The sequence below is a fragment of the Paenibacillus sp. RUD330 genome, from assembly GCF_002243345.2.
Classification (GTDB): domain Bacteria; phylum Bacillota; class Bacilli; order Paenibacillales; family Paenibacillaceae; genus Paenibacillus_O.
Map to the genome: position 1 here is coordinate 1186620 of NZ_CP022655.2, position 24063 is coordinate 1210682.

At 60.5% G+C, this 24063-nt stretch carries 25 protein-coding genes; 21 read left to right on the forward strand and 4 right to left on the reverse strand.

The annotated features are described in order from the left end of the window. Positions 1-213: 213 nt before the first annotated feature. From CIC07_RS05205 to CIC07_RS05230, 6 genes are all read left to right on the forward strand, one after another. Complete coding sequence (locus CIC07_RS05205) at positions 214-1443, forward strand: methyl-accepting chemotaxis protein (protein WP_157742020.1); 1230 nt, start codon at positions 214-216, stop codon at positions 1441-1443. Positions 1444-1623: 180 nt separating this feature from the next. Further along, positions 1624-3252: a thiamine pyrophosphate-binding protein gene (locus tag CIC07_RS05210; RefSeq protein WP_076359680.1), complete on the forward strand. Its 1629-nt coding sequence runs from the start codon at positions 1624-1626 to the stop codon at positions 3250-3252. 36 nt (positions 3253-3288) lie between these two features. Beyond that, positions 3289-3630: a hypothetical protein gene (locus CIC07_RS05215; RefSeq protein WP_076359682.1), complete on the forward strand. Its 342-nt coding sequence runs from the start codon at positions 3289-3291 to the stop codon at positions 3628-3630. A gap of 25 nt (positions 3631-3655) precedes the next feature. Next, positions 3656-4639, forward strand: coding sequence for a 3-oxoacyl-[acyl-carrier-protein] synthase III C-terminal domain-containing protein (locus tag CIC07_RS05220; protein ID WP_076359684.1), 984 nt, complete (start codon positions 3656-3658; stop codon positions 4637-4639). A gap of 494 nt (positions 4640-5133) precedes the next feature. Then, entirely contained in the window at positions 5134-5466 is a 333-nt protein-coding gene (locus CIC07_RS05225; RefSeq protein WP_076359686.1) for a hypothetical protein, read from the forward strand. 31 nt (positions 5467-5497) lie between these two features. Further along, complete coding sequence (locus tag CIC07_RS05230) at positions 5498-5770, forward strand: TlpA family protein disulfide reductase (RefSeq protein WP_076359688.1); 273 nt, start codon at positions 5498-5500, stop codon at positions 5768-5770. A 294-nt stretch (positions 5771-6064) separates the two neighbouring features. On the opposite strand, the gene CIC07_RS05235 is transcribed toward CIC07_RS05230, so the two are convergent. From CIC07_RS05235 to CIC07_RS05245, 3 genes are all read right to left on the reverse strand, one after another. Then, entirely contained in the window at positions 6065-6217 is a 153-nt protein-coding gene (locus tag CIC07_RS05235) for a hypothetical protein (protein ID WP_165895307.1), read from the reverse strand. Positions 6218-6315: 98 nt separating this feature from the next. Continuing rightward, positions 6316-6726, reverse strand: coding sequence for a GNAT family N-acetyltransferase (locus CIC07_RS05240; protein ID WP_076359690.1), 411 nt, complete (start codon positions 6724-6726; stop codon positions 6316-6318). Positions 6727-6762: 36 nt separating this feature from the next. Further along, positions 6763-7248 (reverse strand): tetratricopeptide repeat protein, encoded by a 486-nt coding sequence (locus tag CIC07_RS05245; protein WP_076359692.1) that lies wholly within the window; start codon positions 7246-7248, stop codon positions 6763-6765. A gap of 186 nt (positions 7249-7434) precedes the next feature. On the opposite strand from CIC07_RS05245, the gene CIC07_RS05250 reads away from it, so the two are divergent. From CIC07_RS05250 to CIC07_RS05320, 15 genes are all read left to right on the forward strand, one after another. Further along, positions 7435-8349 (forward strand): M15 family metallopeptidase, encoded by a 915-nt coding sequence (locus tag CIC07_RS05250; protein ID WP_083688710.1) that lies wholly within the window; start codon positions 7435-7437, stop codon positions 8347-8349. Positions 8350-8612: 263 nt separating this feature from the next. Further along, positions 8613-9731, forward strand: coding sequence for an extracellular solute-binding protein (locus tag CIC07_RS05255; RefSeq protein ID WP_076359694.1), 1119 nt, complete (start codon positions 8613-8615; stop codon positions 9729-9731). A 4-nt stretch (positions 9732-9735) separates the two neighbouring features. Continuing rightward, a complete protein-coding gene (locus CIC07_RS05260) occupies positions 9736-11427 on the forward strand; it encodes an ABC transporter permease (protein ID WP_076359696.1) in 1692 nt (563 codons plus the stop codon). Further along, a complete protein-coding gene (locus tag CIC07_RS05265) occupies positions 11424-12557 on the forward strand; it encodes an ABC transporter ATP-binding protein (protein ID WP_076359698.1) in 1134 nt (377 codons plus the stop codon). The genes CIC07_RS05260 and CIC07_RS05265 overlap by 4 nt, the downstream gene beginning before the upstream one ends. A gap of 5 nt (positions 12558-12562) precedes the next feature. Further along, on the forward strand, positions 12563-13243 hold the full coding sequence (locus CIC07_RS05270) for a metallophosphoesterase (RefSeq protein WP_076359700.1): 681 nt from the start codon (positions 12563-12565) through the stop codon (positions 13241-13243). Positions 13244-13319: 76 nt separating this feature from the next. Next, the gene (locus CIC07_RS05275; protein WP_076359702.1) at positions 13320-14213 is read left to right on the forward strand and encodes a LysR substrate-binding domain-containing protein; all 894 of its coding nucleotides are present in this window, start codon (positions 13320-13322) and stop codon (positions 14211-14213) included. A gap of 128 nt (positions 14214-14341) precedes the next feature. Then, positions 14342-15202 carry a hypothetical protein gene (locus CIC07_RS05280; protein ID WP_076359703.1) on the forward strand — a complete coding sequence of 287 codons (861 nt, stop codon included), beginning with the start codon at positions 14342-14344 and terminating at the stop codon, positions 15200-15202. Between the two features lie 85 nt (positions 15203-15287). Continuing rightward, positions 15288-15647 carry a YidH family protein gene (locus CIC07_RS05285; protein ID WP_076359705.1) on the forward strand — a complete coding sequence of 120 codons (360 nt, stop codon included), beginning with the start codon at positions 15288-15290 and terminating at the stop codon, positions 15645-15647. A gap of 115 nt (positions 15648-15762) precedes the next feature. Continuing rightward, complete coding sequence (locus CIC07_RS05290) at positions 15763-16722, forward strand: alpha/beta fold hydrolase (RefSeq protein ID WP_076359707.1); 960 nt, start codon at positions 15763-15765, stop codon at positions 16720-16722. 547 nt (positions 16723-17269) lie between these two features. Then, the gene (locus CIC07_RS05295; protein WP_076359709.1) at positions 17270-18907 is read left to right on the forward strand and encodes a type 2 periplasmic-binding domain-containing protein; all 1638 of its coding nucleotides are present in this window, start codon (positions 17270-17272) and stop codon (positions 18905-18907) included. 24 nt (positions 18908-18931) lie between these two features. Continuing rightward, positions 18932-19888, forward strand: coding sequence for an ABC transporter permease (locus tag CIC07_RS05300; protein WP_083688711.1), 957 nt, complete (start codon positions 18932-18934; stop codon positions 19886-19888). A gap of 13 nt (positions 19889-19901) precedes the next feature. Further along, the gene (locus CIC07_RS05305) at positions 19902-20780 is read left to right on the forward strand and encodes a carbohydrate ABC transporter permease (RefSeq protein WP_076359711.1); all 879 of its coding nucleotides are present in this window, start codon (positions 19902-19904) and stop codon (positions 20778-20780) included. Between the two features lie 100 nt (positions 20781-20880). Next, positions 20881-21675 (forward strand): alpha/beta hydrolase, encoded by a 795-nt coding sequence (locus CIC07_RS05310; protein ID WP_076359713.1) that lies wholly within the window; start codon positions 20881-20883, stop codon positions 21673-21675. Positions 21676-21742: 67 nt separating this feature from the next. After that, positions 21743-22468: an SDR family oxidoreductase gene (locus tag CIC07_RS05315; RefSeq protein ID WP_076359715.1), complete on the forward strand. Its 726-nt coding sequence runs from the start codon at positions 21743-21745 to the stop codon at positions 22466-22468. 43 nt (positions 22469-22511) lie between these two features. Beyond that, complete coding sequence (locus tag CIC07_RS05320) at positions 22512-23150, forward strand: ThuA domain-containing protein (RefSeq protein WP_076359717.1); 639 nt, start codon at positions 22512-22514, stop codon at positions 23148-23150. A 159-nt stretch (positions 23151-23309) separates the two neighbouring features. Here CIC07_RS05320 and CIC07_RS05325 read toward each other — a convergent pair whose 3' ends face one another. Continuing rightward, complete coding sequence (locus tag CIC07_RS05325; RefSeq protein ID WP_076359880.1) at positions 23310-23975, reverse strand: DUF2306 domain-containing protein; 666 nt, start codon at positions 23973-23975, stop codon at positions 23310-23312. Between the last annotated feature and the right edge of the window lie 88 nt (positions 23976-24063).

The window sequence follows — 24063 nt, forward strand, 5'->3', positions numbered from 1 at the left end:
GGCATGGAAAAAGAGCAGATTTCGACAAAAATCGTTCAAATTTGCCATGAAAGTTAAAGAATGCATCGTTATATTCCGATATGTGTAATGTTTGCAGTCGATCCGCCGGGAGCGGAAAGGAGCGTCATCATCAACGAAAGCTCAACAAGCAACCTAGCATTCAGGCGGGGAGCAAACAGGCAACCATAGTCAGTAGAGAAAGCGGGCATGATCATGAACAATCCGTTTACGGCCGGAAGGCCTCTGGCGCTTGCGTTTGCCGGATCGGCCGCGCTGATCGGAGCGGCATCGGGTATCGTCCATTTCGCCGTGCTGTCGCTTGCGGGCGCAAGCGGCCGCAGCGCCGCATGGGGCGGAATGCTGACCTTTGTCCTGGTTCTTGCGGGAGCGGCTGCCTTGGCAGCGCTCTTGCCGAAGATTCGCCGCCGCTTCGGCCTGGAGCCGGCGGCAGGCGAGGCTGAGGCTGCGGCTCCTGCACAGGAGCAGGAGCAGTCCCCGAGCACGGAGCGCATCCTGTCCTTGGCCAAGGAAGCGGCTGTCGCTTCCGGATCGCTCGTCCGGGACAATGAATTCTGCAAAGATCTGGTGGAAGGAATAACGGCTTCCATCGAGCAGATCTCGCTCGGCAACGAGTCCATTGCAGTGGAATCCAGAAACAATATGGCCATGCTGGAGGAAGTCACGAAGGGGATGGAGCATATCGCGGACTCCTCGATGTCTCTTGCCGAGGAGACCGCCGTCGTGGCGGAGACAGCCGACCAGGGAGCCGCGGTCATCGACAATGCGGTCTCCCAGATGAACATTGTGTCCGAGCATGCCGCGGCTTCGTCCGAAGCGTTGTCGGGAATGAGCGGCTTGAACGAGGAGATCGAGAAGATCGCTCACGTCGTGAGCCAGATTTCCAGCCAGATCAATCTGCTTTCCCTGAATGCGGCGATCGAGGCTGCCCATGCGGGCGAATTCGGCAGGGGCTTCTCGGTCGTCGCCAGCGAGATTCGGCAGCTGGCCGAGCAGTCCTCCTCTTCGGCCAGGGATATCGCCAAGACGGCTGCGGATATTCGAAGCTACTTCCGGCGTTCCTCCGAGGCGATGACCCGTTTCAACGTGGAGCTGCAGTCCGGGGTGAGCAGCGTGAACTCGGCCGGGCAGGCATTCCATGAGATCGTCGGCCTGACGGGGAGCGTATCCGAAAAGGTTCAGGAAATATCCAGCGTCACGCAGCAGATCAACGCTAGCACGGAAGAGATTTTGACCTCCGTCCGCGGAACGTCGGAGAGCACGGAGGTGGCGCTGGCCGGCTCCAAGGAAATCGCCATGTGCGCGGAGGAGCAGCTGGACGCCATGACGCAGTCGCTCGATTCGGCACGCTTGTTGAGGCAGCAGGTGCTGGCCATCCAAGAAGAAGCATCCCGCCATGAGGCTGATCATGAAGAAAACAGATGATGGAATGATTCAACCCTTGCCGGAGAAGGCCGTTCCTTTCATGGAAGAGCAAGGGGGCGCCGGTCCGGCGATCCCGGCCTCCATCGGAAGCCTGCCCGAGCATGCTTCGGCGCAAGCCGCGAAACGGAACGCCCAGCCGCCTTTTACAGAGAAGATATATAGAATCGGAGAGTGGATTCGATGAAACTCGCAGAAGCCATGCTGCGCTATTTGAAGTCTGCAGGAGTCGAGCATCTGTTTGGAATTCCGGCCGGCATCATCGGACCGATCTACGATTCGCTCATCGACGTCGGCATCAAGCCCGTCATCGCGAAGAACGAGGCGGGATCGGCCTATACGGCGGCCCGTTATTCCAGCACCTCGGGAAGGCTGTCCGTATGCGCCGGAGCGGGAGCGGTGGGCGTCAGCAACATGATGAACGGCATTGCGGACGCGAAGCGGGCCAAAGCCCCGATGCTGGTCATCGCCGGCGGCATCAACCGCTGGCAGATGGGCAAAGGAGCGATCCAAGAGCTCGACGGCGAACAGATGGTGAAGGGTGTCACCAAATACAGCGCGACAGTGCTGCGCGAGCAGGATGTGCTGGCGGAGCTGGACAAGGCGGTACGGATCGCTCTGACTCCTCCTTGCGGCCCGGTGTACCTGTGCATCCCTATCGACATCCAGCGCTTGGATCTGGACATGCCTATTCCCGAAGCGCCGGCTGCAGCCGAGTTCGCTGCTCCTCTGCCGGACCCTGCCTCGCTGGAGCATGCCGCCGCGCTGATCCGCTCCGCGCGCAAGGGCCTGATCATGGTCGGCCGCGGCGGCCGCGGCTTCGGCGACGGCATCAGGCAGCTCAGCGAGAAGCTGCAGTGGCCTGTAATCACGACGCCGGCGGGAAAGGGAATCGTTTCGGGAGATTTTCCTTTGAATCTGGGCAACTACGGGTTCTCCAGCACGGAGGCGGCGAGCCGGTATGTGAATTCGGCCGAGCCCGACTGCGTTCTAGTGCTGGGCAGCAGCCTCGGGGAAGCCTCGACCTGCAACTTCAACGACGTGCTTGTCGCCGGACGGAAGCTCATCCACGTGGACCGCGATCCCTCCGAGCTCGGCAAAGTGTTCCGAACGGATGCGGCCGTACGCGGCGATCTGAAGGAGGTTCTTCCTTGCCTCCTGAACGCCGTTCAGGCGTCCTCCTCCCGGTACATTCGGGAGGAGCCCGTCAACGCGCCTTATGAGCTCAACCATACCGGCATGTCTCTGCGGCTGTTCCTGGAAAACCTGAAGGACACCATGCCGTCGGACACCCGCTATGTATGCGATATCGGGGAGTTCACCAACTTCGCGCTGAAGTACATCCATGTCCCGGACGGGGGAGACTTCGAGATCAACCTCGATTACGGGGCGATGGGCTCGGCCATCTCGGGAGCGCCCGGATTGGCTCTCGCCGATCCTTCCCGGCCGGTCGCCGTCGTCGCAGGGGATGGATGCTTCTTCATGAACGGAATGGATATTCTGACCGCCAAGGAATACCGGATTCCCGTCGTTTACTTCGTCATCAACAACGCGATGCTGTCTTATGTGGAAAGAGGCCAGCAGTTCCTCTTCAGCCGTTCCATCCCGGATTACAAGCAGGAGCGCATCTCCATCGCAGCCATGATGGAAGCTGCCGGGGTCCGGTCCATGTCGGTGGAAAGCATCGAGGAGATGGCGGCGATTCCGTCCTTCCTCGAAGGCCTGGATGGACCTTGCCTCATCGAGGTCATTACGGACGGAACCGAGCCGGCTCCGATTCTGGACCGGCTCAAAGCACTGGTCGTCAACTGATATCAACCAAACCAGCCAAGAAAGAAGGATGCAGAAATGGGTAGCTTCAATATTGATCTGGATCGCACGAACAAGGTTTTCAACGCGCAGGTAGAGGGAACGTTCTCTCCGGAGGACGGCATGAATTCCGTAGAGGCGTACAAAGCCACGATCGCGACGATCGATACGTCGGAATATGAAATTCGCATCGACTGCACGCTGCTCAATGTATCGGCTCCGAGCTCGCTGCCGATTCTCGAAGGCTGCTTCGCGCTGTACAAGGAAGACGGCTTCAAGAAAGTCTCTCTCCTGCTCGCCAAAAATCCGGTGCTCAAAATGCAGCTCGGACGCGTCGCGCGCGGAGTCGGCCTGGAAAACTGCGAAATCACCGAAGTCTAATTCCGATCCAGAGGAGGCAAAGCCAATGACAGCCGTCCGAATCCGCAGTCTGGAGATCTATCATCCTTCCCATGAAGTGGACAATGAGTACTATATCGAGCGCTTCCGCCAGTCCGGCGTCGAAGTGTCGGGCTTGCTGAAGGCGCTTGGCCGCGACAAGCGTTTTGTCATCGACAGCCCGGACGAGAATACGTACACGATGGCGCTGGAGGCATCCCGCAAGGCGCTGGCCGCCGCCGGATGCGCGGCCGAGGACCTCGATCTCATCCTCTTCTCCTCCCAGACGCCGGAGTATCTGCTTCCGAGCAACGCCCTCAAGCTCCATAGCGGACTTGGCGGCAACAAGCAGACGATGTGTTACGACATCAACGCGAACTGCGCAGGCATGCTGGTGGCGGTCGAGCAGGCAAGCCGCACGATGCTGAGCAATCCCCGCATCAAGCGGGCGCTCGTCGTCGGAGCGGATCATTTCTCCGTCCACAGCCCGCAGGAGCCGGTATACCATTCCAACTTCGCCGATTCCGCGGCTGCCGTCATCCTGGAAGCGCAGGAGGGAAGCGGCGGCTTCATCGATTCGCTCTATCAGACGGACACGGCGGTCATCGACAATTCCCTGTTCCCTGCTGGCGGACTGTCGAACCTGTACCGTGGAGAAGCTGCCGAGGCTCAGGTCAGATTCACTCCGTTCGACGACTCCGTATGCGTCGATTCCGCGGTGGATACGCTGCGCGAGCTGATGGACAGCAACGGCATCCGGAGTTCGGAGGTCGGCGCCTACCTGTTCTCCCAATTTTCCGTCGGCAACGTGAAGCTGGTCTCGGAGCGGCTCGGCATCGACGGCTCCAAGGTCGCTTATGTCGGGGACAAGTACGGTTATACCGCCAGCAACAGCCCGTTCCTTGCCCTGCATGACGCTTTGCGGGACGGCAAGGTCAAGCGCGGCGACTATCTGGTGTTCTGGACGGTCGGCGCAGGATGGCAGAACGTGGCCATGCTGATGGAATACTGATTCGTTATTCTTGTTTTGAAAAGCTGTCTCCTTGCCGAAAGGCAGGGGGACGGCTTTTTTGAATTTTTCTTATAAATAGGAAGTAGTATTTTTTTACTATTTCCATGAACGAAAAAGATTGATAGCATAAAATGGATTTGAATTCCAAATAAAAGAAATGAGAACCTAAATCAATCCGAGAGGCCGCTCAAGACCTGCAGACGTCCAAAGGTGTCCAAAATATCTCGGAGGACGCAAAAAACGTCGTTCTCGATAAGACAGCCGGTCTATGTTTTTGAAGGAACCTACGACTATGAAGGAAAGAAATCAAGCTTTTCCGGAGTAGTCCCGGCAGTCAGCAGCGGTTCAGTCAAAGCCATGGATACAGACGTTCCGCCAGCTGCAAGTTATCAGGAAAAAGAGGGGAAATAAGGTTTGATGATGAAGACGGCACCTCTGAAGGGGGAAACGGAATTCCAGCGGCGGTCACCTTTTTTTGCACAGGAGGATGAAACTTGAACTTAAATTGGAAGTCAGGCATAGCAGGGGCAGTTGTGGTCCTGCTTGCTGCCGCCGCGTTATGGCGCTTGAACCCATGGCAATCGACGCTGCCTGCCCGTATCTTGGTTCCGCTGCCGGGCGTTTCGGAGAACGGGAAGGTCAAGTGGACGTACGAAGAAAACAAAACCTCTGCTGCAATCGATTCCCTCGTGCTCGTTGAAGACGAGCGGAATAAGCGCTACCAGCCCGGTGATGAAATTAAGCTGATGAATACCGTTTTTGTGCTGAAGGAAATCAAAAAGGTTAACGGAGACGAGTATGCGGCTGAGCTCATTCTCAAGAAGTAGCGCAGACGGAGGCCGAGGGAAGCGGCAGCGCATGCTTCAGGGCGGCTTGCTGGCAGCTGTTCTTGTGTTGGCCGTCCATGCAACGCAGCAGGATACGGTCTATGAAGCCGTCAACTTCCAGCTGGAAATGAAGATGAAAACGCCGGTTTATTTTGATGAAAAAGGCGAGGCGGAGGAGTATTTCAAGCTTAAGTCCATTCCGACGACGATACTGGTCGATCAAGACGGGCGGAAGCATTTTATTTATGGTCCTTTGGAAAAAACGGAAGTGGAGGGCTTGCTTGAAGCCTATTTATCTCGATAAAAACCGCAGGTTTCAAGTCGGAGGAATTTCATGCTTGCCGAAGAAGCCGTGAAGAGAATCGAAACCGTTGAGGATGCCGGCTGATTCCGGCTGAACCATCGAGATCTTATTTCCTCGGAAATAGGGCTCGATGAAGGAAGCTCTTGCAGCGGTCAAGCGCTTGTCCCGTCCATGAAGCGAAGCGGAAGCCCCTCTAATCGACCTGATTAGAGGGGCTGCTTCTCTTCTCTTCTCTTCTAAGAGCTTGCAGGGAGGGATCAAGCCCGCATGAACATTATTCGGGGGCGGCTTTGTTCAGGCTTGGGGCTGGAGAAGGTCCTGGTATGATTTGTACGCCAGAATGGCGACAATCAGAGATCCGATAAAGAAAAAAACGGATCCTCCCAGTGTAAACAATCTGCCGATCAGGGTGTATTTAGCATCATCGATCTGGGCAAGCCGGTTCATTTCTGTCCCTCCCTAGGCCATTTATCCTAGTGTATGCATCCCTGATCAATCGGTTCTACTCCCAGCCTGAAGCGGCAGGCTGGGAACGAGCCTTCGCATTACAGGGAGTACTTCCTGTACATGCCGACGGAAGCGGGCTCCGTATAATCAAAGCCATATTGCTTGTACAAGCGGTCCGCCGGAACATCGGCAATGAGGCTTACATAGGAGCCCTTCGGCGCATGGCTATCCAGATACTCCGTCAAATGGGCCATCACGAGCTTGCCGAGTCCTATCCCTTGATAAGCCGGATCTACCGCGATGTCGACAATCTGATAGAAACAGCCGCCGTCGCCGATGATCCGGCCCATTCCGATCAGCCGGTCTTCATGCCGGAGAGATACGCAATAGATCGAGTTCCGGAGTCCGATCGCAGCTCCTTCCGGACTTTTGGCGCTCAATCCTGCGGCCTTTCGGAGGCGGATGTATTCTTCCGGGGCGGGAGCTGCATGGTGGACGGATGGATTCAGGGTTCATTTCCCCTTTCAATTTTTCGTAGATCCGGATCAGCCCTTAAGCAGATCTTTGGCGGAGGATTCTATCTTGTGCCGATACCGGGGCAGATGGCCGGCGAGCGCGGCGAGCGCAATCGACGCCGCCTGGCGCTCTTCGCCGGCTTCGGCCAGGCATAGGGCCAGGAAAGCCTGGACGGCGTCGTCCAGATGATCGGACCCGCGCCGCTGCTCGGTAGAGAGCAGGGCAATCGCCTCCGGCAGCGCTCCGATGCCGCGCAGCAGGCTTGCGAGCTGAATGACGGCAAGCCTCCTGCGCTCTCCCTTCAATCCTCTCGAAAGGGCGCGCCGGTATAGCGGCACGGCCAGATTGGACTGCCCGGCCTGCTCCAGGGAGGCGGCGCGTTCGAAGGCCGCTTCAGGATTGTCCTCGGGAAGCTCGGAAGCGAGCCGTTCCATTCGGGCGACGAATTCCTCTCCGCTCAAGACGTCTGCGGAGCCCCATAGCAGCGCCACCCGTTTATCCCAATCATCAGGCATGCGGCATCTCTCCTTGGTCAGTTTCCTCTCTGCTATTATAGGGCTTGCCTTGACGGGAACCAAGCTTGCGCGAAGGATCGGGACGTTACATTTTCGATAGAGTCGTATACAATCGGTGTATGCGAATTCGGCGAAGAAAGAGCGCAGCCGTGCATCGTACGGGAAAGAAGACAGAGGAGGAGCTCCATGCATTCGAAAGGAAAGAAGCTGCTGGCATGCTTGCCGGCCGCATGTCTGGCCATCCAGCTGACGGCTTGCGCCGCTCCGGCCGATGCCGTGGATTCCGGCGTCGCCAGCCTCGCGGGGCAGGACAACGGAGCCGTCGAAGCCGGGCGTGAGGCGGCAGCGGCTCGTACTCCGGCCACGGCGGCTGCTGCCCCGGCGGATTCGAGTGCGCCGCAGCCGACGATTGCCGGCCCGCGGCCTTCCCCCGTCGGCAAGGCCGCGCCCGCCAAGCAAGGAGTGAAGCCAGTGGCAGAGAAGAAGCATCGGCTCCCGGAGGGCTTCGTTTACTTGGATGAAGTCATCCCGACGCTCAAATCCGACATCCGCTATTACACCGACTACAATTTCGTGGGAAGAAGGCTGGACGGCTACAAGGCGCCGTACGCCATCTTGTCCGGGCAGGCGGCCAAAGCGTTGAAGGGGGTAAGCGACGATCTTGCCGCGGAAGGACTCGGACTGCTTGTCTACGATGCCTACCGCCCGGTCAAGGCTGTCCAGCAGTTCATGTCCTGGTCCAGGGATGCGGACGATACCGCCATGAAGGACGTCTTTTATCCCGAAGTGGACAAGGCCGACGTGTTCAAGCTTGGTTTCGTATCCTCCCGTTCGGGGCATTCCAGGGGCAGCACGATCGATCTCACGACCTTCAGCCTGAAGACAGGCAAGCCGACCGACATGGGCAGTCCTTTCGATTTTTTCGGGGAAATCTCGAGCCATGGCACGCAGCAGATCGGAGCCCTGCAAGCGGCTAACCGGGCCGTTCTCAAAAAAGCGATGGAGAAGCGCGGCTTCCACCCCTACAGCAAGGAATGGTGGCATTATACGCTCGAAAAGGAGCCGTTTCCCAAAAAATATTTCGATTTTGACATCGAGTGACGAGAGGTTCGATGCGGCGATTTTCCCGACTCCGCAGGCATTCTTTTCACGCAGTAGCTGGCGCAGTGGAAACGAAGCGATCCCCATCCGGCTTGACAAGCCGGATGGGGATCGCTTTTTTTATGTTCGGGAAATCAAAAAATTCTATGATCCCATCCAATTTTATAGAATTTATTTAATGAAACCTTATCTTGCCGTTGACGGTTCCCTGACACAGGTCTTATATGCTTAGTGCATCAAGACATTGATCAGGAGGATGTTCGATGACAACCATTGTCCGCCGCAAGCGCGCTACCGCCCTTCTCGCCCTGTCGCTCTCCCTTGCCTTATCCGCATGCGGAGCTCAGAATGCGTCCCAGAATGCAGCCGGTCCGGCTGCAGAAGGACAGGCTCCGGCCGCCAACACGGAAGCTTCAACCGCTCCGCCGGCATCAACGGAGCCTGCCAAATCGGACGAGCCTCTCGTCGTCTACCTGAACGACTTCGACGAGATCATCCAGCCGATGTTCGAGCAGGCGACCGGCTACAAGCTGGAGCTCGTATCCGGCAACGGAGCGGAGCTCGCATCCCGCATCGAAGCGGAGAAGGGCAACCCGCATTGGGATGTCGTCTGGATGGATTCCATGCCGATGATCGACCAGCTCGGCAAATCCGGCCGCCTGCTGGAGGGCTGGACGCCGGCCGACATCGGCAACCTGACGGACTTCGCCAGCGGACTCGTTCCGGCGAGCGGAGCCTACTATCCGACCGGAGCCCACGCCGCCGCCGTCATCGCCTACAACACGAAAGCCTTCACGAAGGATACGGCTCCGAAGACATGGGCCGATCTGGCCGACGCGAAGTTCAAGAATACGCTCGGCATGGCCGACCCTGCCGTCGCCGCGCCTGCCTATCCGTTCGTCTCGTGGTTTTTCCAGAACCAAGGCATGGACGCCGCGAAGGGGTACTTCGACAGCCTGTTCAAAAACGGCATGCATGTGTATCCGAAAAATCCGAACGTCGCCAAGGCGCTGACCGGCGGCGAAATCAAAGCGGCCGCCCTTCAGGAGAGCAACGCCTACGCGCTGAAGAACAAGGGAGAGCCGGTCGACATCGTCTGGCCGGCGGAAGGCGCTCCGGCATCGGTCCGCGTCGCCGCCATCCAGAAGGAGACGAAGCATCTGGAAGCGGCCAAGGCGTTCGTCGAGTTCCTGCTCGATCCGAAGACGCAGCAGGAGCTGATCGACAAGGGCGAGGAGAGCTACTTCCAGCCATCCGCCAAAGGCGTGGAACCCAAGGCCGACCGCGCGGCGGATGCCAAGCTCGTCGTGGCCGAAGCGGCGTGGGCCGGGGAGCATGAAGGCGAGATCAAGCAGTGGTTCGCCGACAAAGCGGTGAAGTAAAGAGATGAGGTTCATACCGAGTCAAGGCAACAGGACGGGCTGGCTGATGCTGGCCGTCCTGTTCGTCCTCATTCTGCTGCCGCTGCTCGCGGTCGTCATCCAGGTGCTGTTTCCCGGCATTTTCTTCGGCACCCTGAAGCTCGGCGACCTCTCCCTGCTGCTCGACATCTTCAGACGGCCGCTGTGGTACGCCTCGCTCAAGAACTCGGTCCTGCTGGGCCTGGGCACGACGGTTCTGGCCACGCTCCTCGGCGGAGCGCTGGCCTTTGCCCGTTCCCGCTGGGCGTTCCCGACGGCCAGGCTGCTGGACGTGTCGGTCTGGCTGCTGCTCATCACCCCATCCTTCATCCTGGCGCAGGGATGGGTCATGTTCGCGGCTCCGGACGGACTCGCTTCCCAGTGGCTGGGCTGGAACGGAGTGACCTCCATGGTGTTCCAGCCTGCCGGGCTGATCGCCGTCATGACGCTGAGCAAATTCCCGCTCGCTTATCTGACGGTGAAGGCGGCGCTGGAATGGAGGGTCGAGAGGCTGAGCGATGCGGCCCGGCTGTCGGGCGCGTCCCCTTGGACGGTGCTGCGCACCGTGGAGCTGCCGCTGCTGCTGCCGGCCATCTGCTCGGGAGCGATGCTGGTGTTCATGGACACGGTCGGAGATTTCGGCCTTCCGGCTTCCATCGCGGCGGTGTTCCGCTTCCCGACTTTGCCTTATTCCATCTATTCCGCGCTGTACACATCGCCGATCCGCTTCGACATGGCGGGGGCGCTGTCGTTCTACCTCGTGCTGCTGATCGCTCTGGCCATGAGCGTCCAGCTGTATGCGATGCGCAAGTCGCGCTTCGACTTCCTCTCCTCCCGCGCGGTCAAGTCGGAGCCTCGCCGTCCGGCGAAAGGCCGCCTCCTGCTGGCGCTGGGCAATTCGGCTTTCCTCGCGGCTGCCATCGGCATTCCGCTGGGGTCCAATCTGCTCATGTCGCTGCAGGGCGACTCCAGCAGCGGCGGGTTCACGCTGGAGCATTACCGCGCCCTGCTCCATGACGACGGCCGCCTGGCGCAAGGGCTGGCCCATTCCCTGGAAATCGCGCTGGCAGCGGCGGCGATAGGGCTTGCCGTCGGCTTCCTGACGGCGTATGTGCTGAACTATACCCGCTTCAAGCTGAAGAAAACGATCGACGTCCTGTCTCTCGTCTCGCTGGCGGTGCCCGGCATCGTGCTCGGCATCGGCTACATCTTCATCTGGAACCAGGCCTGGCTGCAGCCTATCGGCCTGCTTCTATACGGCACGCCGTGGATTCTGGCGCTAGGCGGCGTGGCCGGGGCGATCCCGGTCATTACCCGCATCATGGCGGGGGCGATGGCGCAGGTGCCGGAGCGTCTGCTGGCGGCGGCGCAGCTGCAGGGGGCGGGTTTCTTCCGCCGGCTGCGCACAGTGCTGGCGCCGCTCGTGAAGGGCGCGCTCCTGTCGGCCGGACTGACGGCGTTCGGCTCCAGCGTGTTCGACCTGGCGCTGTCCTCCGTGCTCTATCCGCCCAACTACATGACGCTGCCGGTCGTCATCAACAAAGCCTTCGAGGACCTCCGGTTCGGCTACGCGTCGGCGGCGACGCTGACGGGAGCCGGGCTGGTCGTCCTGATCATTCTGAGCGTGGACCTGCTGGCACGGGGGACGCGCCGACGCTCAAGGAGAACGACTTCATGACATCGATACTCGAGATCAGGCAAGTAGGCAAATCGTACGGCAAGCAGGAGGTGCTCGGGAGCGTAGACCTGACCGTGCAGGCAGGGGAAATCATCAGCGTGCTCGGTCCGTCCGGCTGCGGCAAGTCGACGCTGCTGCAGCTGATCGCCGGCCTCCAGCAGCCGGACCGGGGCGAGATTCTGCTGCGCGGCAAGGTGGCCGCCTCCCGGACCTCCATGCTTGCGCCGGAGAAGCGCGGCATCAACATGGTGTTCCAGGATTACGCCCTGTGGCCCCATATGACGGTGTTCGAAAATATCGCCTACGGCATGCGCCGCAGCAAGCAGGATCAGGCCGGAATCAAAGCCTCCGTGGCCGAGCTGGCCGCTCTGCTGAGGCTGGAGGGACTGGAGCAGCGCCTGCCGCCCCAGCTCTCCGGCGGCCAGCAGCAGCGCGTCGCCATCGCGCGGGCGCTCGCGACCAGGCCGGATCTGATGCTGCTGGACGAGCCGCTCTCGAACCTCGACATGCAGCTGCGCGTCGAGATGCGCACGGAGATGGCGTACCTGTTCAAGAAGCTGGGGACGACCGTCTTCCATGTCACCCATGACCCGGAAGAAGCGTTCTCCATGGCCGACCGCCTGGTCATCATGCGCGAGGGCGCCATCGACCAGACCGGCACGCCGCAGCAATGCTGGCGCCTTCCGGCTTCCGCCTCGGCGGCCAAGCTGCTCGGCGCGGGCAACCGGCTGCAGGTCATGGGCCGGAGCGGCGGAAGGGCAGCCGCCGGCGGAGCGGAGCTGACCGGAGTGTGGCCGGGAGCTGCGGGAACGCAAGGCGCCGAAGGGCCCGCGCAGCTGCTCTTCCGGCCCGATGCGGCGGACTTCCTGCCGCAGGACGGCTCGGCATCGGGCCATGGGGCCGCTGCCGAGGCTGCGGCTTCCATGGAGCCGGGCATGGAGATGAACCGCCTGCCCGTGCATGTCGTGCACAGCGTTTTCGAAGGCAAGGGCTGGAGAGTGCTGGCCCGTACGGCGGACGGACAGCCGCTGACGTTCCTGCATCATCGGCAGCTTGCAGCCGGAGTCGAGGGCAGGCTGACGATATCCCCGAACGATCTGTATCTTTACCCACAGCAGGAGGCCAAATAGACATCATGTCCCGAATACTGACCATATCCGACATCCACGGCTTTGCCGCCGAGGCCCGCTCGCTGCTGGAAGCGGCCGCATACGAGCCGGGCAGGGACAGGCTTTATCTGCTGGGCGATTATATCGATTACGAGCCCCATACATGGAGCTCTCTGAACGACGTCATGGAATGGACGGCCGGCGGCGCCGTCGCGCTGGCCGGCAACATGGAGCGGCATCTGGAGCGCGAGCTGGAGAGCCGCGACGCCCTTGATGCCGCAAGCACCGCGCAGCTGAGCTTTCTGAAGCGCCTTCCGCTGCATGCGGAGGAGGAAGGCTGGCTGTTCGTGCATGCCGGCATCCGGCCCGGAGTGCCCCTGGAGCGGCAGGCGGAGCGTGATCTGATCGGCATCCGGGAGGAGTTCTGGGGCGCGGCCGACGCGTCGCCCATGCAGGTCTCCGGGACAGAGGAGGCAGGCGGCGCATCGCCGCCGCCCGCTCTGGTCGTGTTCGGCCATACGCCGACGCACAAGATCGGTGCGCAGCCGGGCGAGCTGTGGCACGGCCCCGGCAAGCTCGGCATCGATACCGGAGCCAAGCACGGGCAGCGGCTCACGCTCGTCGATCTGACCGGACGGAAGGATTATTCCTGTCCGACTCGTCCCGATGGAAAGCATGCCGGCATCCGGATGCGCTCCTGGGGCTGACATGAGGGCGCGCCAGGCAGAAGGACCGGCCGGAAGGATCTCTTATCAACGAGAATGAGGAAGGCGGGACAAGAGGATGAACCTTCTGAAATTCCAGATCGTCGAGCTGCTCGACAAGCATCGCAAAGTAACCGCGGTGGCCGAGGTGCTGGGCCTCAAGCAGCCGACGGTCACCTACCATATGAAGTCGCTGGAGCAGGAATACGGAGTGAAGCTGTTCGAGCCGCGGATGGACAAGGTGATCCTGACGGAGGCGGGGCGCGCCTTGCTGCATTATGCCGGCAAAATCAACAGCCTCGCCGCGGAGGCCAGGCGGACAGCCCAGGAATACGGCACTCCGGGGAGGGGGACCCTCCGCATCGGAGCCAGCTATGTTCCGGCGACCTATATGCTGCCGCGCCTGCTCAAGGAGTTCGCCGCCCGCCATCCCAAGGTGACGGTCACGCTGGCGGTGAAGCCTTCCTCCGTCATCAAGGAAATGCTGCTGAGCCACGAGATCGATCTCGGCGTCCTGTCGGCGGAGCCGTTCCGCCTGCCGATGCTGGATGTGCGCGAGCTCTGCGACGACGAGCTGGTGCTGGCGCATGCTCCGGACCATTACCTGGCGGCAAGCTCCGAGCTCACGCCCGGCCTCCTGTCAACGGCAGACTTCGTCCTGCACGGCCGGCATTCCAGCACGCGCGAGCTGACGGACCGGTGGCTGGAGCAGCACGGCATCCGGCTGGAGCAGCATCTGGAGCTGGATTCGCTGGAAGCGATCAAGCAGGCGGTCATCCAGGGCGGACATGTATCGTTCGTATCCGGGCTCGCTGTCGAGGGAGAGGTCGCCAGAGGCTTGCTGCTGGCGAGGCCGATTCCGGAATTCCGCTACCGGCGCACGGTCAGCTATGCCAGCAACCGCGACCGCCATCCGTCCGGCCAGCTGCAGAGCATGATGGAGCTGCTCGCCGGCTGGAGCCTCATTCAATAAACCTTGAGCGGCATTCAACTTTTAGTGCCGGATTTAACGCAGGCTCCGAATCCTCTTGATGTTGCCGGGACAAGCCGGGGCTACAGTAAAGAAGCCGGAAGGCAAAATCAGGCAGAGGAGCGGATGAGATGAAAAGCATATGGAAAAAAGCGGCTGCGGCGGTATTGGCGGGGGGCTTGATGACGACAATCGGCGTTCAAGCGGGCGAGCGGGCCCAGGCGGCAAGCTCCGTCATGGTGCCGGGCTACGAAGTGAAGCTGCTGCTCAGTCCTTCAGCCGCGCTCGGCAGCGACGGCAAGCCTTCTTCTTCGCTGGCCGGCGCCTTCGGGCTCGGTTCCGCACAGAGCATCGGCGTGGAGTATTTCGACACCGGGGCGCTGGAGCTGAACGCGAAGGGATGGGATGTCCGCTTCCGCAAGAAGGCCGACAAATCGAACTTCGAGATCAGCTACAAGAAGCGTTATCCCATCGTGAACGGCAATATCGGCGCGGCGCTGGAGCAGGCCAGGCAGGAGGGCTTCACTTCTTCGGACGACAATTACGAGGCCGAGATCGACTGGACCTACAGCAAGCAGACGCTGAGCATCTCGACCGAGAAAAAGAAGAGCGCTTCCGGCTACAGCGGCACGGCTCTTCCGGCGGAAAGCAAGGCCCTCGGCATGGCCGTGGATGAAATCCCCGGCAAGCTGGACAATTGGAGCTCGTCCGGCTGGGGCAAAGGGACGCTGTCGGCGGCAAGGGCCCATGGGCCTGTAGCCGTGAGCAAATATACGGGCGCCTTCGACGGGCTGGAGACGGATCTGGAAATCTGGCCGATCCGGAATGCTTCCGGCACAGGGACGGAGACGATCGTGGAAGTCTCCTTCAAGACGGACGACGCGGCCGAGGCTGCCGCCGAGCGGGACAAGCTGATTGCCTTCGTGCAGGGCAAGGGCTGGCTCGTGCCCCAGGACTCGCTCAAGACCCAGCTCATTCTGGAGCGCTACTAGTCGGCTGAGCCGCGGATTTCAAGGCCTTCCTGCGGGAAGGCCTTTTTGCGCTCCCCAGTCCGGGGTATGATGGGAGAAAGGAGGGATGACGATGGAGCAGGAAGCGAAGTATACCCAGCAGCATCTGGCCAACGAACGGACTTTTCTCGCCTGGGTGAGAACGAGCATCGCGATGATCGGCCTCGGCTTCATCGCCGCGGGACTTGTGCTTCAGACGGAGGTGCTCGGCCGTTCGGGCCGGCTCGTCGCTTCCGCCGGCGGCATCGGCTCGGTCATCATGGGAGCCGTCGTCCTGCTGCTGGCTGCCAGGGATTATTTCCAGAAGCGCAGAGGGATCAACGAGGAGCGGTTCCGCTCTCCCGTCCTACTCGTCTGGATCGTCTCCGTCACGCTCGGGCTGATCAGCCTGCTGCTGATCGTTCTCGTCTTCATGATGGTTTTGTGAGAACGGCGGAGCAAGGCGCCCAAGGCGAGGGTTGACGGGTCCGGCATGCCGTGATAAAAGGAAAGGAATGACGGTTTTGGCCGCCTAACTAACCAAACGAAAGAGGTTTTCGACGATGCCGATGCTCGACATGCCGCTCGAGGAGCTGCGCCGATACGAGGGGCGCAATCCGCGCCCGGCCGATTTTGACGCCTATTGGGAGCGCGCGCTGGCAGAGATGAAAGCGATTGATCCTCAAGTGGAGCTGGTGCCGGCAGCGTTCCAGGTGCCGCATGCGGAATGCTTCGACCTGTATTTCACCGGGGTGAAGGGAGCGCGCATCCACGCCAAATACGTGCGTCCCAAAAACATCCCGCAGCCGCATCCGGCGCTGCTTCATTTCCACGGCTATTCCGGCCATTCGGGGGATTGGATGGATAAGCTGGGCTATGCCGCTCTCGGCTTCTCCTTCTTCTCCCTGGATGTCCGCGGCCAAGGAGGCTCCTCGGAGGATGTCGGCGGGGTGAAGGGCAACACGCTGCAAGGGCATATCATCCGCGGTCTCGACGGCGAGCCGGATGACCTGCTGTTCCGGCACATCTTCCTCGACACCGCCCAGCTGGCCGGCATCGCGATGGGCATGCCCGAGGTGGATCCGGAGCGCGTCGGCGCGACCGGCTGGTCGCAGGGCGGAGCCTTGACGATCGCCTGCGCCGCTTTGGAGCCGCGCATCAAGCGCGCCGCTCCGGTCTATCCGTTCCTGAGCGACTATCAGCGGGTGTGGGAGATGGATCAGGCCAAGGACGCGTACGAGGAGCTGCGGGGCTACTTCCGCCGTTTCGATCCCCGGCATCGGCGCGAGGAGGAGATCTTCACCCGCCTGGGCTATATCGACATCCAGCATCTCGCCTCCCGCATCACCGCCGAGGTGCTGCTCGGCGTCGGCCTGATGGACTCCATCTGCCCGCCGTCGACCCAGTTCGCCGCCTACAACAAGATCGCCTCGCCCAAGTCTCTGGAGATCTACCCGGATTACGGACATGAGGGACTGCCTGGCCTGCATGACGACATCGTGCAGTTCATGCTGAAGCTGTAAGGCGAGAACGACAGGAGGCGGCGGAAGGCCTATCTTCGGATCGCCGCCCAAGCGGGATGTCCCCCAGGACCCGGCTTTGCCGCAGGCATTTTTCTGCACCCTGCAAGAAGGGCCTGCGAGAAAAACGAACGAGAGCAGCCCCAATGCAGCCGCATGGTGATCTTTGATCCGATGCGGCTTTTTTTGCATGCAATGCGGCCTCGTTCGGAAACATTTTCAACTTTTATATATAAATCTTGATTGTTTATTCGGAAATCGAATCGGTCTGTCTCAAAAACAGCTTCCTGTAGCGGGCATTTCAATCCGCTCCATCCGCCACGATGCAGCGGGAATCTAGTCAATCATGAAACAAAATCGCAATATTAACAAAATGAAACATTTTATATAAAATTTAAATTTGTTGTTTACAAGAAGAATGGAGACGGCTTATAATCATCCTGTAATTGAAAGCGTGTTCATATCCAGCGAAGGATAAATCTTCCGCCGGCTGGTTCGGACCGATTGTGTTGCAAGGGCAAGACATCACATCCAAATGGGGGAAAAAGGCATGAAACGAACGACAATGCTTCTCTCGGTCTCTCTGGCCATGGCCGTGCTCACGACGGCCTGCTCCGGCGGGAACGGAACCAGCAATTCCGCAGCCGGCAACGGCGGAGCGGCCGACACCGCGGCTTCGAACGAGGGGAGCGGCGCGAAGGAAGCCTCCAAGGAGCCGTACAAGATCAAGATGGCGCTCATGGCCGGTCCCAAAACCCCGGATTCCTGGGCGGAGAAGGCTCTGGAGGAAGAGCTCGCGAAAAGCATGGGGCGGCCGGTCGACGTGCAGCCGGTCTTCCTGCCGGACTGGTCCGAGCTGAACACGAAGATCAACCTGCTCATGAGCGCCAAGGACACCCGTCCCGGCATCCTGTGGACGGGCGACACGAAGGAATATGCGAAATGGGTCGATGCGGGCATCGCGCAGGACGTGACTCCTTCCCTGCAGAAATACGGCAAGCAAATTCTGGATTACTACCGCAAGGACACGCTGTTCTACCACTGGGACAAGAGCGGCAAGATCTTCCGCATTCCCGGCGACGTGCCGGAGGCGAGCTACATGACGACGATTCTGCGCAAGGACTGGCTCGACAAGCTGGGGCTGCAGGTGCCGACGACGCTGGACGAATATGTCGAGGTCATCCGGGCATTCGCGAACGGCGATCCCGACGGCAACGGCAAGAAGGATACGTACGGCATCTCCGGCGACAACTACTACCGGTCGCTGGCTCCTTTCTTCTACGCGTACGGTCTCGACGTCGAGAACTTCGTCAAGCAGCCGGACGGCTCCATCCGGTTCGGGGCGCTGGATCCGAAGGTCAAGGATGTGCTGGGGCTGCTCAACAAGCTGTACAAGGAAGGCGTCATGGATCCGCGCATGACGACGAGCGCCAACAACGACGACAACAAGGTCAACGACATCTACGCCTCCGGCAAGGTCGGCTCGTTCTACCGCTGGGTCGACTACTTCAACCCGGGCAACTCCGTCAACATGAGCTTCAAGAAGCTCAATCCGACGGGCGAATACATCTCCGTCCCTCCGATGAAAGGTCCGGACGGCTTCAGCTCCGACCTGCCCGATCCCGGCATCGGCTGGTGCTATCTGGTCGTGACGGACGCGACGGACGTGGACAGCGCCGTCCAGGTGCTGAACACGATGGCGACGCCGGAAGTGTTCAAGAAGATCACCTTCGGCAACGAAGGCGAGCAGTACAAGATGGAGAGCGGCATCTTCACGCCGACGATCCAGCCGGAGGAAGGAAGCAAGCTCGGACTCGGCAACTTCGGCTGGTATATCCAGCGCAAGGACGCGGCGAACATCAAGAACACGCCGGAGGTGACCAAGATGTTCGAGGACAAGATCGCCACCTCCCAGCCGATGCGCGACAAGATCGTCGTCTTCAAGGCAATCGAGCGTCCGGAGTGGGACCGCTACTCGGCTGACATCAAGAAGGTGCGCGACGAGCTGTTCTGGGGCATCATCACCGGCAAGACGCCGCTGGATGCCTTCGACAAGTGGCCGGCCCAGTACGAGAAGCTAGGCGGCAAGAAGGTCGACGAGGAAGCGGCGGGAATGTTCGACAAGGAGCAGGCCGAGCGCGTCGAGTACGACAAATGGTATGAAGAGAACATCACGCCGTATAAATAACCCGCACGGAAGGAGGAGCGCCTCATGGCTGTTACGAAACCGGCCGTCTTGGCCGGCGAGCGGACGCGGGCGGCCCGCGGCTCGCTGCTGAAGGATATCGCGCGGGACCGCTATCTGTACCTGCTGCTGCTGCCGGGCCTGCTGCTGGTGCTGGTGTTCAAGTACATGCCCATGTACGGCGTCGTCATCGCGTTCCAGGAGTACAACATCTACAAAGGCATCTCCGGCAGCGAATGGGTCGGCTTCGACCAGTTCACCCGCCTGTTCCATTCCCCGGACTTCGGGGAGATCCTGGGCAACACGATCGTCATCAGCCTCTACAAGCTGGCCGCTTCCTTCACGCTGCCGATCGTGCTGGCGCTGCTGCTGAACGAGCTGCGGAGCAAGCTGTTCAAGCGCTTCGCCCAATCGGTCGTCTATTTGCCGCATTTCATCTCCTGGGTCATTTTCTCGGGCATCCTCATCACGTTCCTCAATCCGGTCGACGGCCTGATCAATACGATCATCCAGAACTTCGGCGGCAGGCCGATCGACTTCCTCGGCGACGTGCGGTACTTCCGCTCCGTACTCGTCATCAGCGACGTCTACAAGGAGATCGGCTGGGGCACGATCATCTACCTGGCTGCAATCGCCGGCGTCAACGCGGATCTGTACGAGGCGGCCCGCATCGACGGCGCCGGCAAGCTCAAGCAGACCTGGCATGTCACGCTGCCGGCGATCCGCCCGGTCATCCTCATCCTGCTCATCCTGAGCCTCGCGAACATTCTGGAGGCCGGCTTCCAGCAGATTTTCCTCCTGTACAGCCCGCTCGTCTACGATGTCGCCGACATTATCGACACGTACGTGTACCGGGTCGGCATCCAGGAAGCGAACTACAGCTATGCGACGGCGGCGGGACTGTTCAAGTCGGCGGTCGCGATGGCCTTGATTCTGAGCGTGAACACGATCGTCAAAAAAAGCGGCCAGGAAGGCCTGTGGTAAGGAGGAATCGGCCATGACGCCGATATCGAGAGGCGAACGCGCCTTCAATGCCGCCAACATCATCTTTTTCATCCTGCTGATGGCGCTGATGATCTATCCGTTCTGGTACATGGTCATGGCTTCGGTCAGCGATCCGGATCTGACGGCGAGCGGCGGCCTGTTCCTCCTGCCTGCCGGCTTCTCGTCGACCGCATACCAGGCTGTGTTCCAGAATGTCTCGATCCTGTCCGGCTTCAAGGTGACGATCATCACGACGGTCGCCGGCACGCTCGTCGGCACGTTCTTCTCCGCGGGGATGGCTTACGCCGTCTCCAAGAAGCGGCTGCGCGGCGGCAAGTTCTTCTCCCTGCTCATCCTGTTCACGATGCTGTTCAGCGGCGGACTGGTGCCCTCTTACCTGCTCGTCAAGATGCTCGGCCTGATCGACTCGTACGGCGCGTTCATCCTGCCCGGCGCGATCGGCGCCTGGAACATTTTCGTCATGATCAGCTTTTTCCGGGGCATTCCCGACGAGCTGGAGGAGGCGGCCAAGATCGACGGGGCGAACGACCTGACGGTGTTCTTCCAGATCGTGCTGCCGCTCTCCAAGCCGGTGCTGGCGACGGTCGGCCTGTTCATCGCAGTCGGCTACTGGAACGACTTCTTCTCCTCCGTGCTGTATGCGACGGAGAAGGACATGTGGCAGCTGCAAATGGTGCTCAAGGACCTGATCAGCAACACGTCGCAGGCGATCTCCCAGGCCGGAATCTCGGTCGCCGTCCAGCAGCAGGTCAATCCGTTCACCGTCAAGATGGCGTCCATCCTCGTGTCGAGCGCTCCGATTCTGGCTGTGTATCCTTTCCTGCAAAAGCATTTCGTGAAAGGGGCCTTGATCGGCTCCGTGAAAGGCTGACGACGACGGACCCGCCCCTGGAGCTTTTGGCCGGGGGCTGGTTTCGTTTCGAGGAGATGCAGCCGCGAACCGACCCTATTAAGCAAAGGAGGCGAAGCGCATGCCGCTGGCCCAAATCGAATTTTTCTCCGAAACGCTGAGCTTATCCAGCTCATTCACCGCTGTCCTTCCGCAGCGCGTTTCGTCGATCGGGACGAAGGGCGTGCTGGAGCAGGGCCCTCCCTATCCCGTGCTCTATCTGCTGCATGGAGCGACGGACAACCATACGAACTGGCAGCGGTTCACCTCGATCGAGCGTTACGCGCAGGAGAAGGGCATTGCCGTCATCATGCCTTCGGTCCATTTGAGCTTTTATTCCGACCAGAAAATGGGACTGCCTTATTTTGCTTTCCTGTCCGAGGAGCTGCCGGCAGTGGCGGGCAGCCTTTTCCGCCTGTCGGACCGGAGGGAGGATACGTTCGCTGCCGGCTTGTCGATGGGCGGATACGGCGCCTTCAAGCTCGGCATCCGTTGTCCGGAGCGGTTCGCCGCCGTGGCGAGTCTGTCCGGCAGCCTCAGCCAGCGGACACGGCTCACCGGGGAGTCGCCGATCGCCAGCGCAGCTGTGCTGCGGATGGCGATGCTGACGTTCGGCTCGGCGGAGGAGTACGACGGCAGTCCGGACGACTTGGCCCATGTGCTGGAACAGCATCTGGCTGCGGGGGCGCGGTTGCCGAGGTTTTACCAAGGCTGCGGGACGAGCGACTTCAATATCGGGCTGAACCGCGATTTCCGCCGCCAGTTCGAGGGCCGCATCGATCTGACCTATGTGGAGACGGCGGATGCCGGCCATGAATGGAGCTACTGGGACGCGGCGATCCGGGATGTGCTGGACTGGCTGCCGCTGCGGCGGTAGAGGAATATTATGGATGGCGCTGTCCGCCCGACGCAGGTAAGATGAAGGGACAAGGAGGAATGCGAAAATGAAACATGCCTTTGTAACCGGAGCGGACAGAGGGCTCGGCTTCGATCTGACGCTGGAGCTTCTTGAAAGGGGATACACGGTATTCGCCGGACGGTATATGCCGGATTGGGGGGCGCTGGACGGCGTTCCGGAAGGACGGAGGGACCGTCTTCATGTCCTGGAATTGGACGTCTCGGATCCCGCCAGCGTAGAGAAGGCCGCAGCGGCCGTATCCGGGAAGACGGAGAGCCTCGACCTGATCGTCAACAATGCCGGCATCAGCGGCGACAAGGAAGGGTCCATTTTCGGCGACATCCATTACGAGCATCTGAACCGGATGTACGCTGTCAACGCGGTCGGTCCGCTGCGCGTCGTCCAGGCGCTGAGCGGCCTGCTGCTGAAGGGAGCGGACAAGCTTGTGGTGAACATTTCATCGGAGGCCGGCCAGATCAATCAAGCCTGGCGCGAAGGCTGGTACGGATATTGCATGTCCAAGGCGGCTCTCAACATCCAGTCCAACATCGTCCATAACGAGCTCAAGGGACATGGAGGCAAGGTGCTTGTGCTTCACCCGGGATGGATGAAGAGTTACATGGGCGGAGTCCTCAGCACGGAAGGCGATCTCACGACGGCGGAGGCGGCGGAGCAGATCGCAGGCACGATCCAGCGTTATCTCGAAGATCCTGAAGAGCGCAAGCACCCTGATTTTCGGGATTATGCCGGGCGCGAGATGAGCTGGACTTGATGGAGCCGGGGATGTCCGGCAAAAAAGCACGGGAGGCGACCCCATGACCGGATCGGCAAAGGCGCTGCTGCTCGGCGATCAGACCCATGCGGCCTATCATCCGCTGGAGCCGGCTGAGCAGGAGCTGCGCGGAGTGTTGAAGGATATGCAGGTGGAGGCGACGGAGGATTACGGCTGTCTGTCGACGGAAGGGCTGGCAGGCTATGACCTGCTGATCTCCTATTCCGATCTCTGGCGGGTGAAGAAGTCCCGCGGACAAGTGGCGGCGCTGCTGAGGTACGTCAGCGGGGGAGGGGGGCTGCTTGTCGTCCATAACGGCATCTCGCTGCAGGCGGACCCCGAGCTGGCCCAGCTGATCGGCGCCCATTTCACCGGCCACCCCGATTACGGTCCTTTGGCGTTTTCGGTGAAGCAGGATGCGGAGGCTCATCCCGTCATGCAGGGAATCCGGGCATTTACGATGGACGAGGAGCCTTACCGCTTCACGATGGATCCGATCGGTCCTGCCCAAATCCTGATGGAATACAGCCATGAGGGGAGCGGCTGGCCAGCCGCGTGGGCGCATGAATTCGGCCTTGGCAAGGTCGTCTATTTGATGCCCGGACATCATCGGCAGTCGTTCCTGCACCCGGAATACCGCAGGCTGATCGCCCAGGCGGCGGCATGGGCCGCAAGAGCATGACCCTCACATGGATGAGCGCGTTCACAAGCTGATTTTGCGCCAAGCGGACAAGAGGAATAAGAGGGGAAGGAACTCGGCCGATCCGCGCGGCGGGATGCAATTGGAAATAGAATCGAAAAAGCCGGAGCGCCCGCGGGGCGTTCCGGCTTTTTCGATTCGCTAGGCTCCGGGCAAGGCGCCGCCGTCGGCGTAGGAGCGCCGGAGCCGGATGAACAGCTCCGCAGCCGCCGCAAGAAAAGCGATGGCGGCATATACGCCGGCGATGTAGCTGGCCTCGTAGGGAACACCTGCTCCGCGATAGAGAACGAAAGCGAAGAAATGGATGCAGGAATTGGTGAAGCAGAAGACATAGCTGCGCAGCATCCACTCCCGGTGCGCCATGTACCGGCCTTGTCGGGCATGGCGGATGGAGATGACGGCCAGCGCGGGCCAGGCGATGTTGAGCAGGTTGAACGGAATGCTTGCCCATTTTCCTCCGGTCGCGTAAGGCGCAAGGTAGCCCGAGGTCAGGGATACGGCCAGAATCGAGATCAGGTAGGCATAGCCGTTGGCGCGATGCAGCCTGACGCTGCGGCGGCGCAGCCGGGAAGAGAAATTGAGAGCTCCCGAGGCTGCCGCCAGACAGGCGAAAGCGACATGCACGCGCATGGCTCCCAGCCAGGCCGGCACAGGCACGACCTGATTCAGGCCGGTTTTGACGCCAAGGAAAAAGTCGGCGCGGGGATCGAAGACGTAATTTTTGAGCAGGGAATATCCGATGACGCAAGCGGCGATGGCGGCAAGCAGGACGGGTCCCCAGCTGATTTTCACCTTTGTTCTGGACAAGGAAGCATCTCCCGGAATGGCTTGCTGCAAGCTGGATGCCTTCATTTTACCATGAATAATCGGCATTCGAAATGAAAGACTACAGATT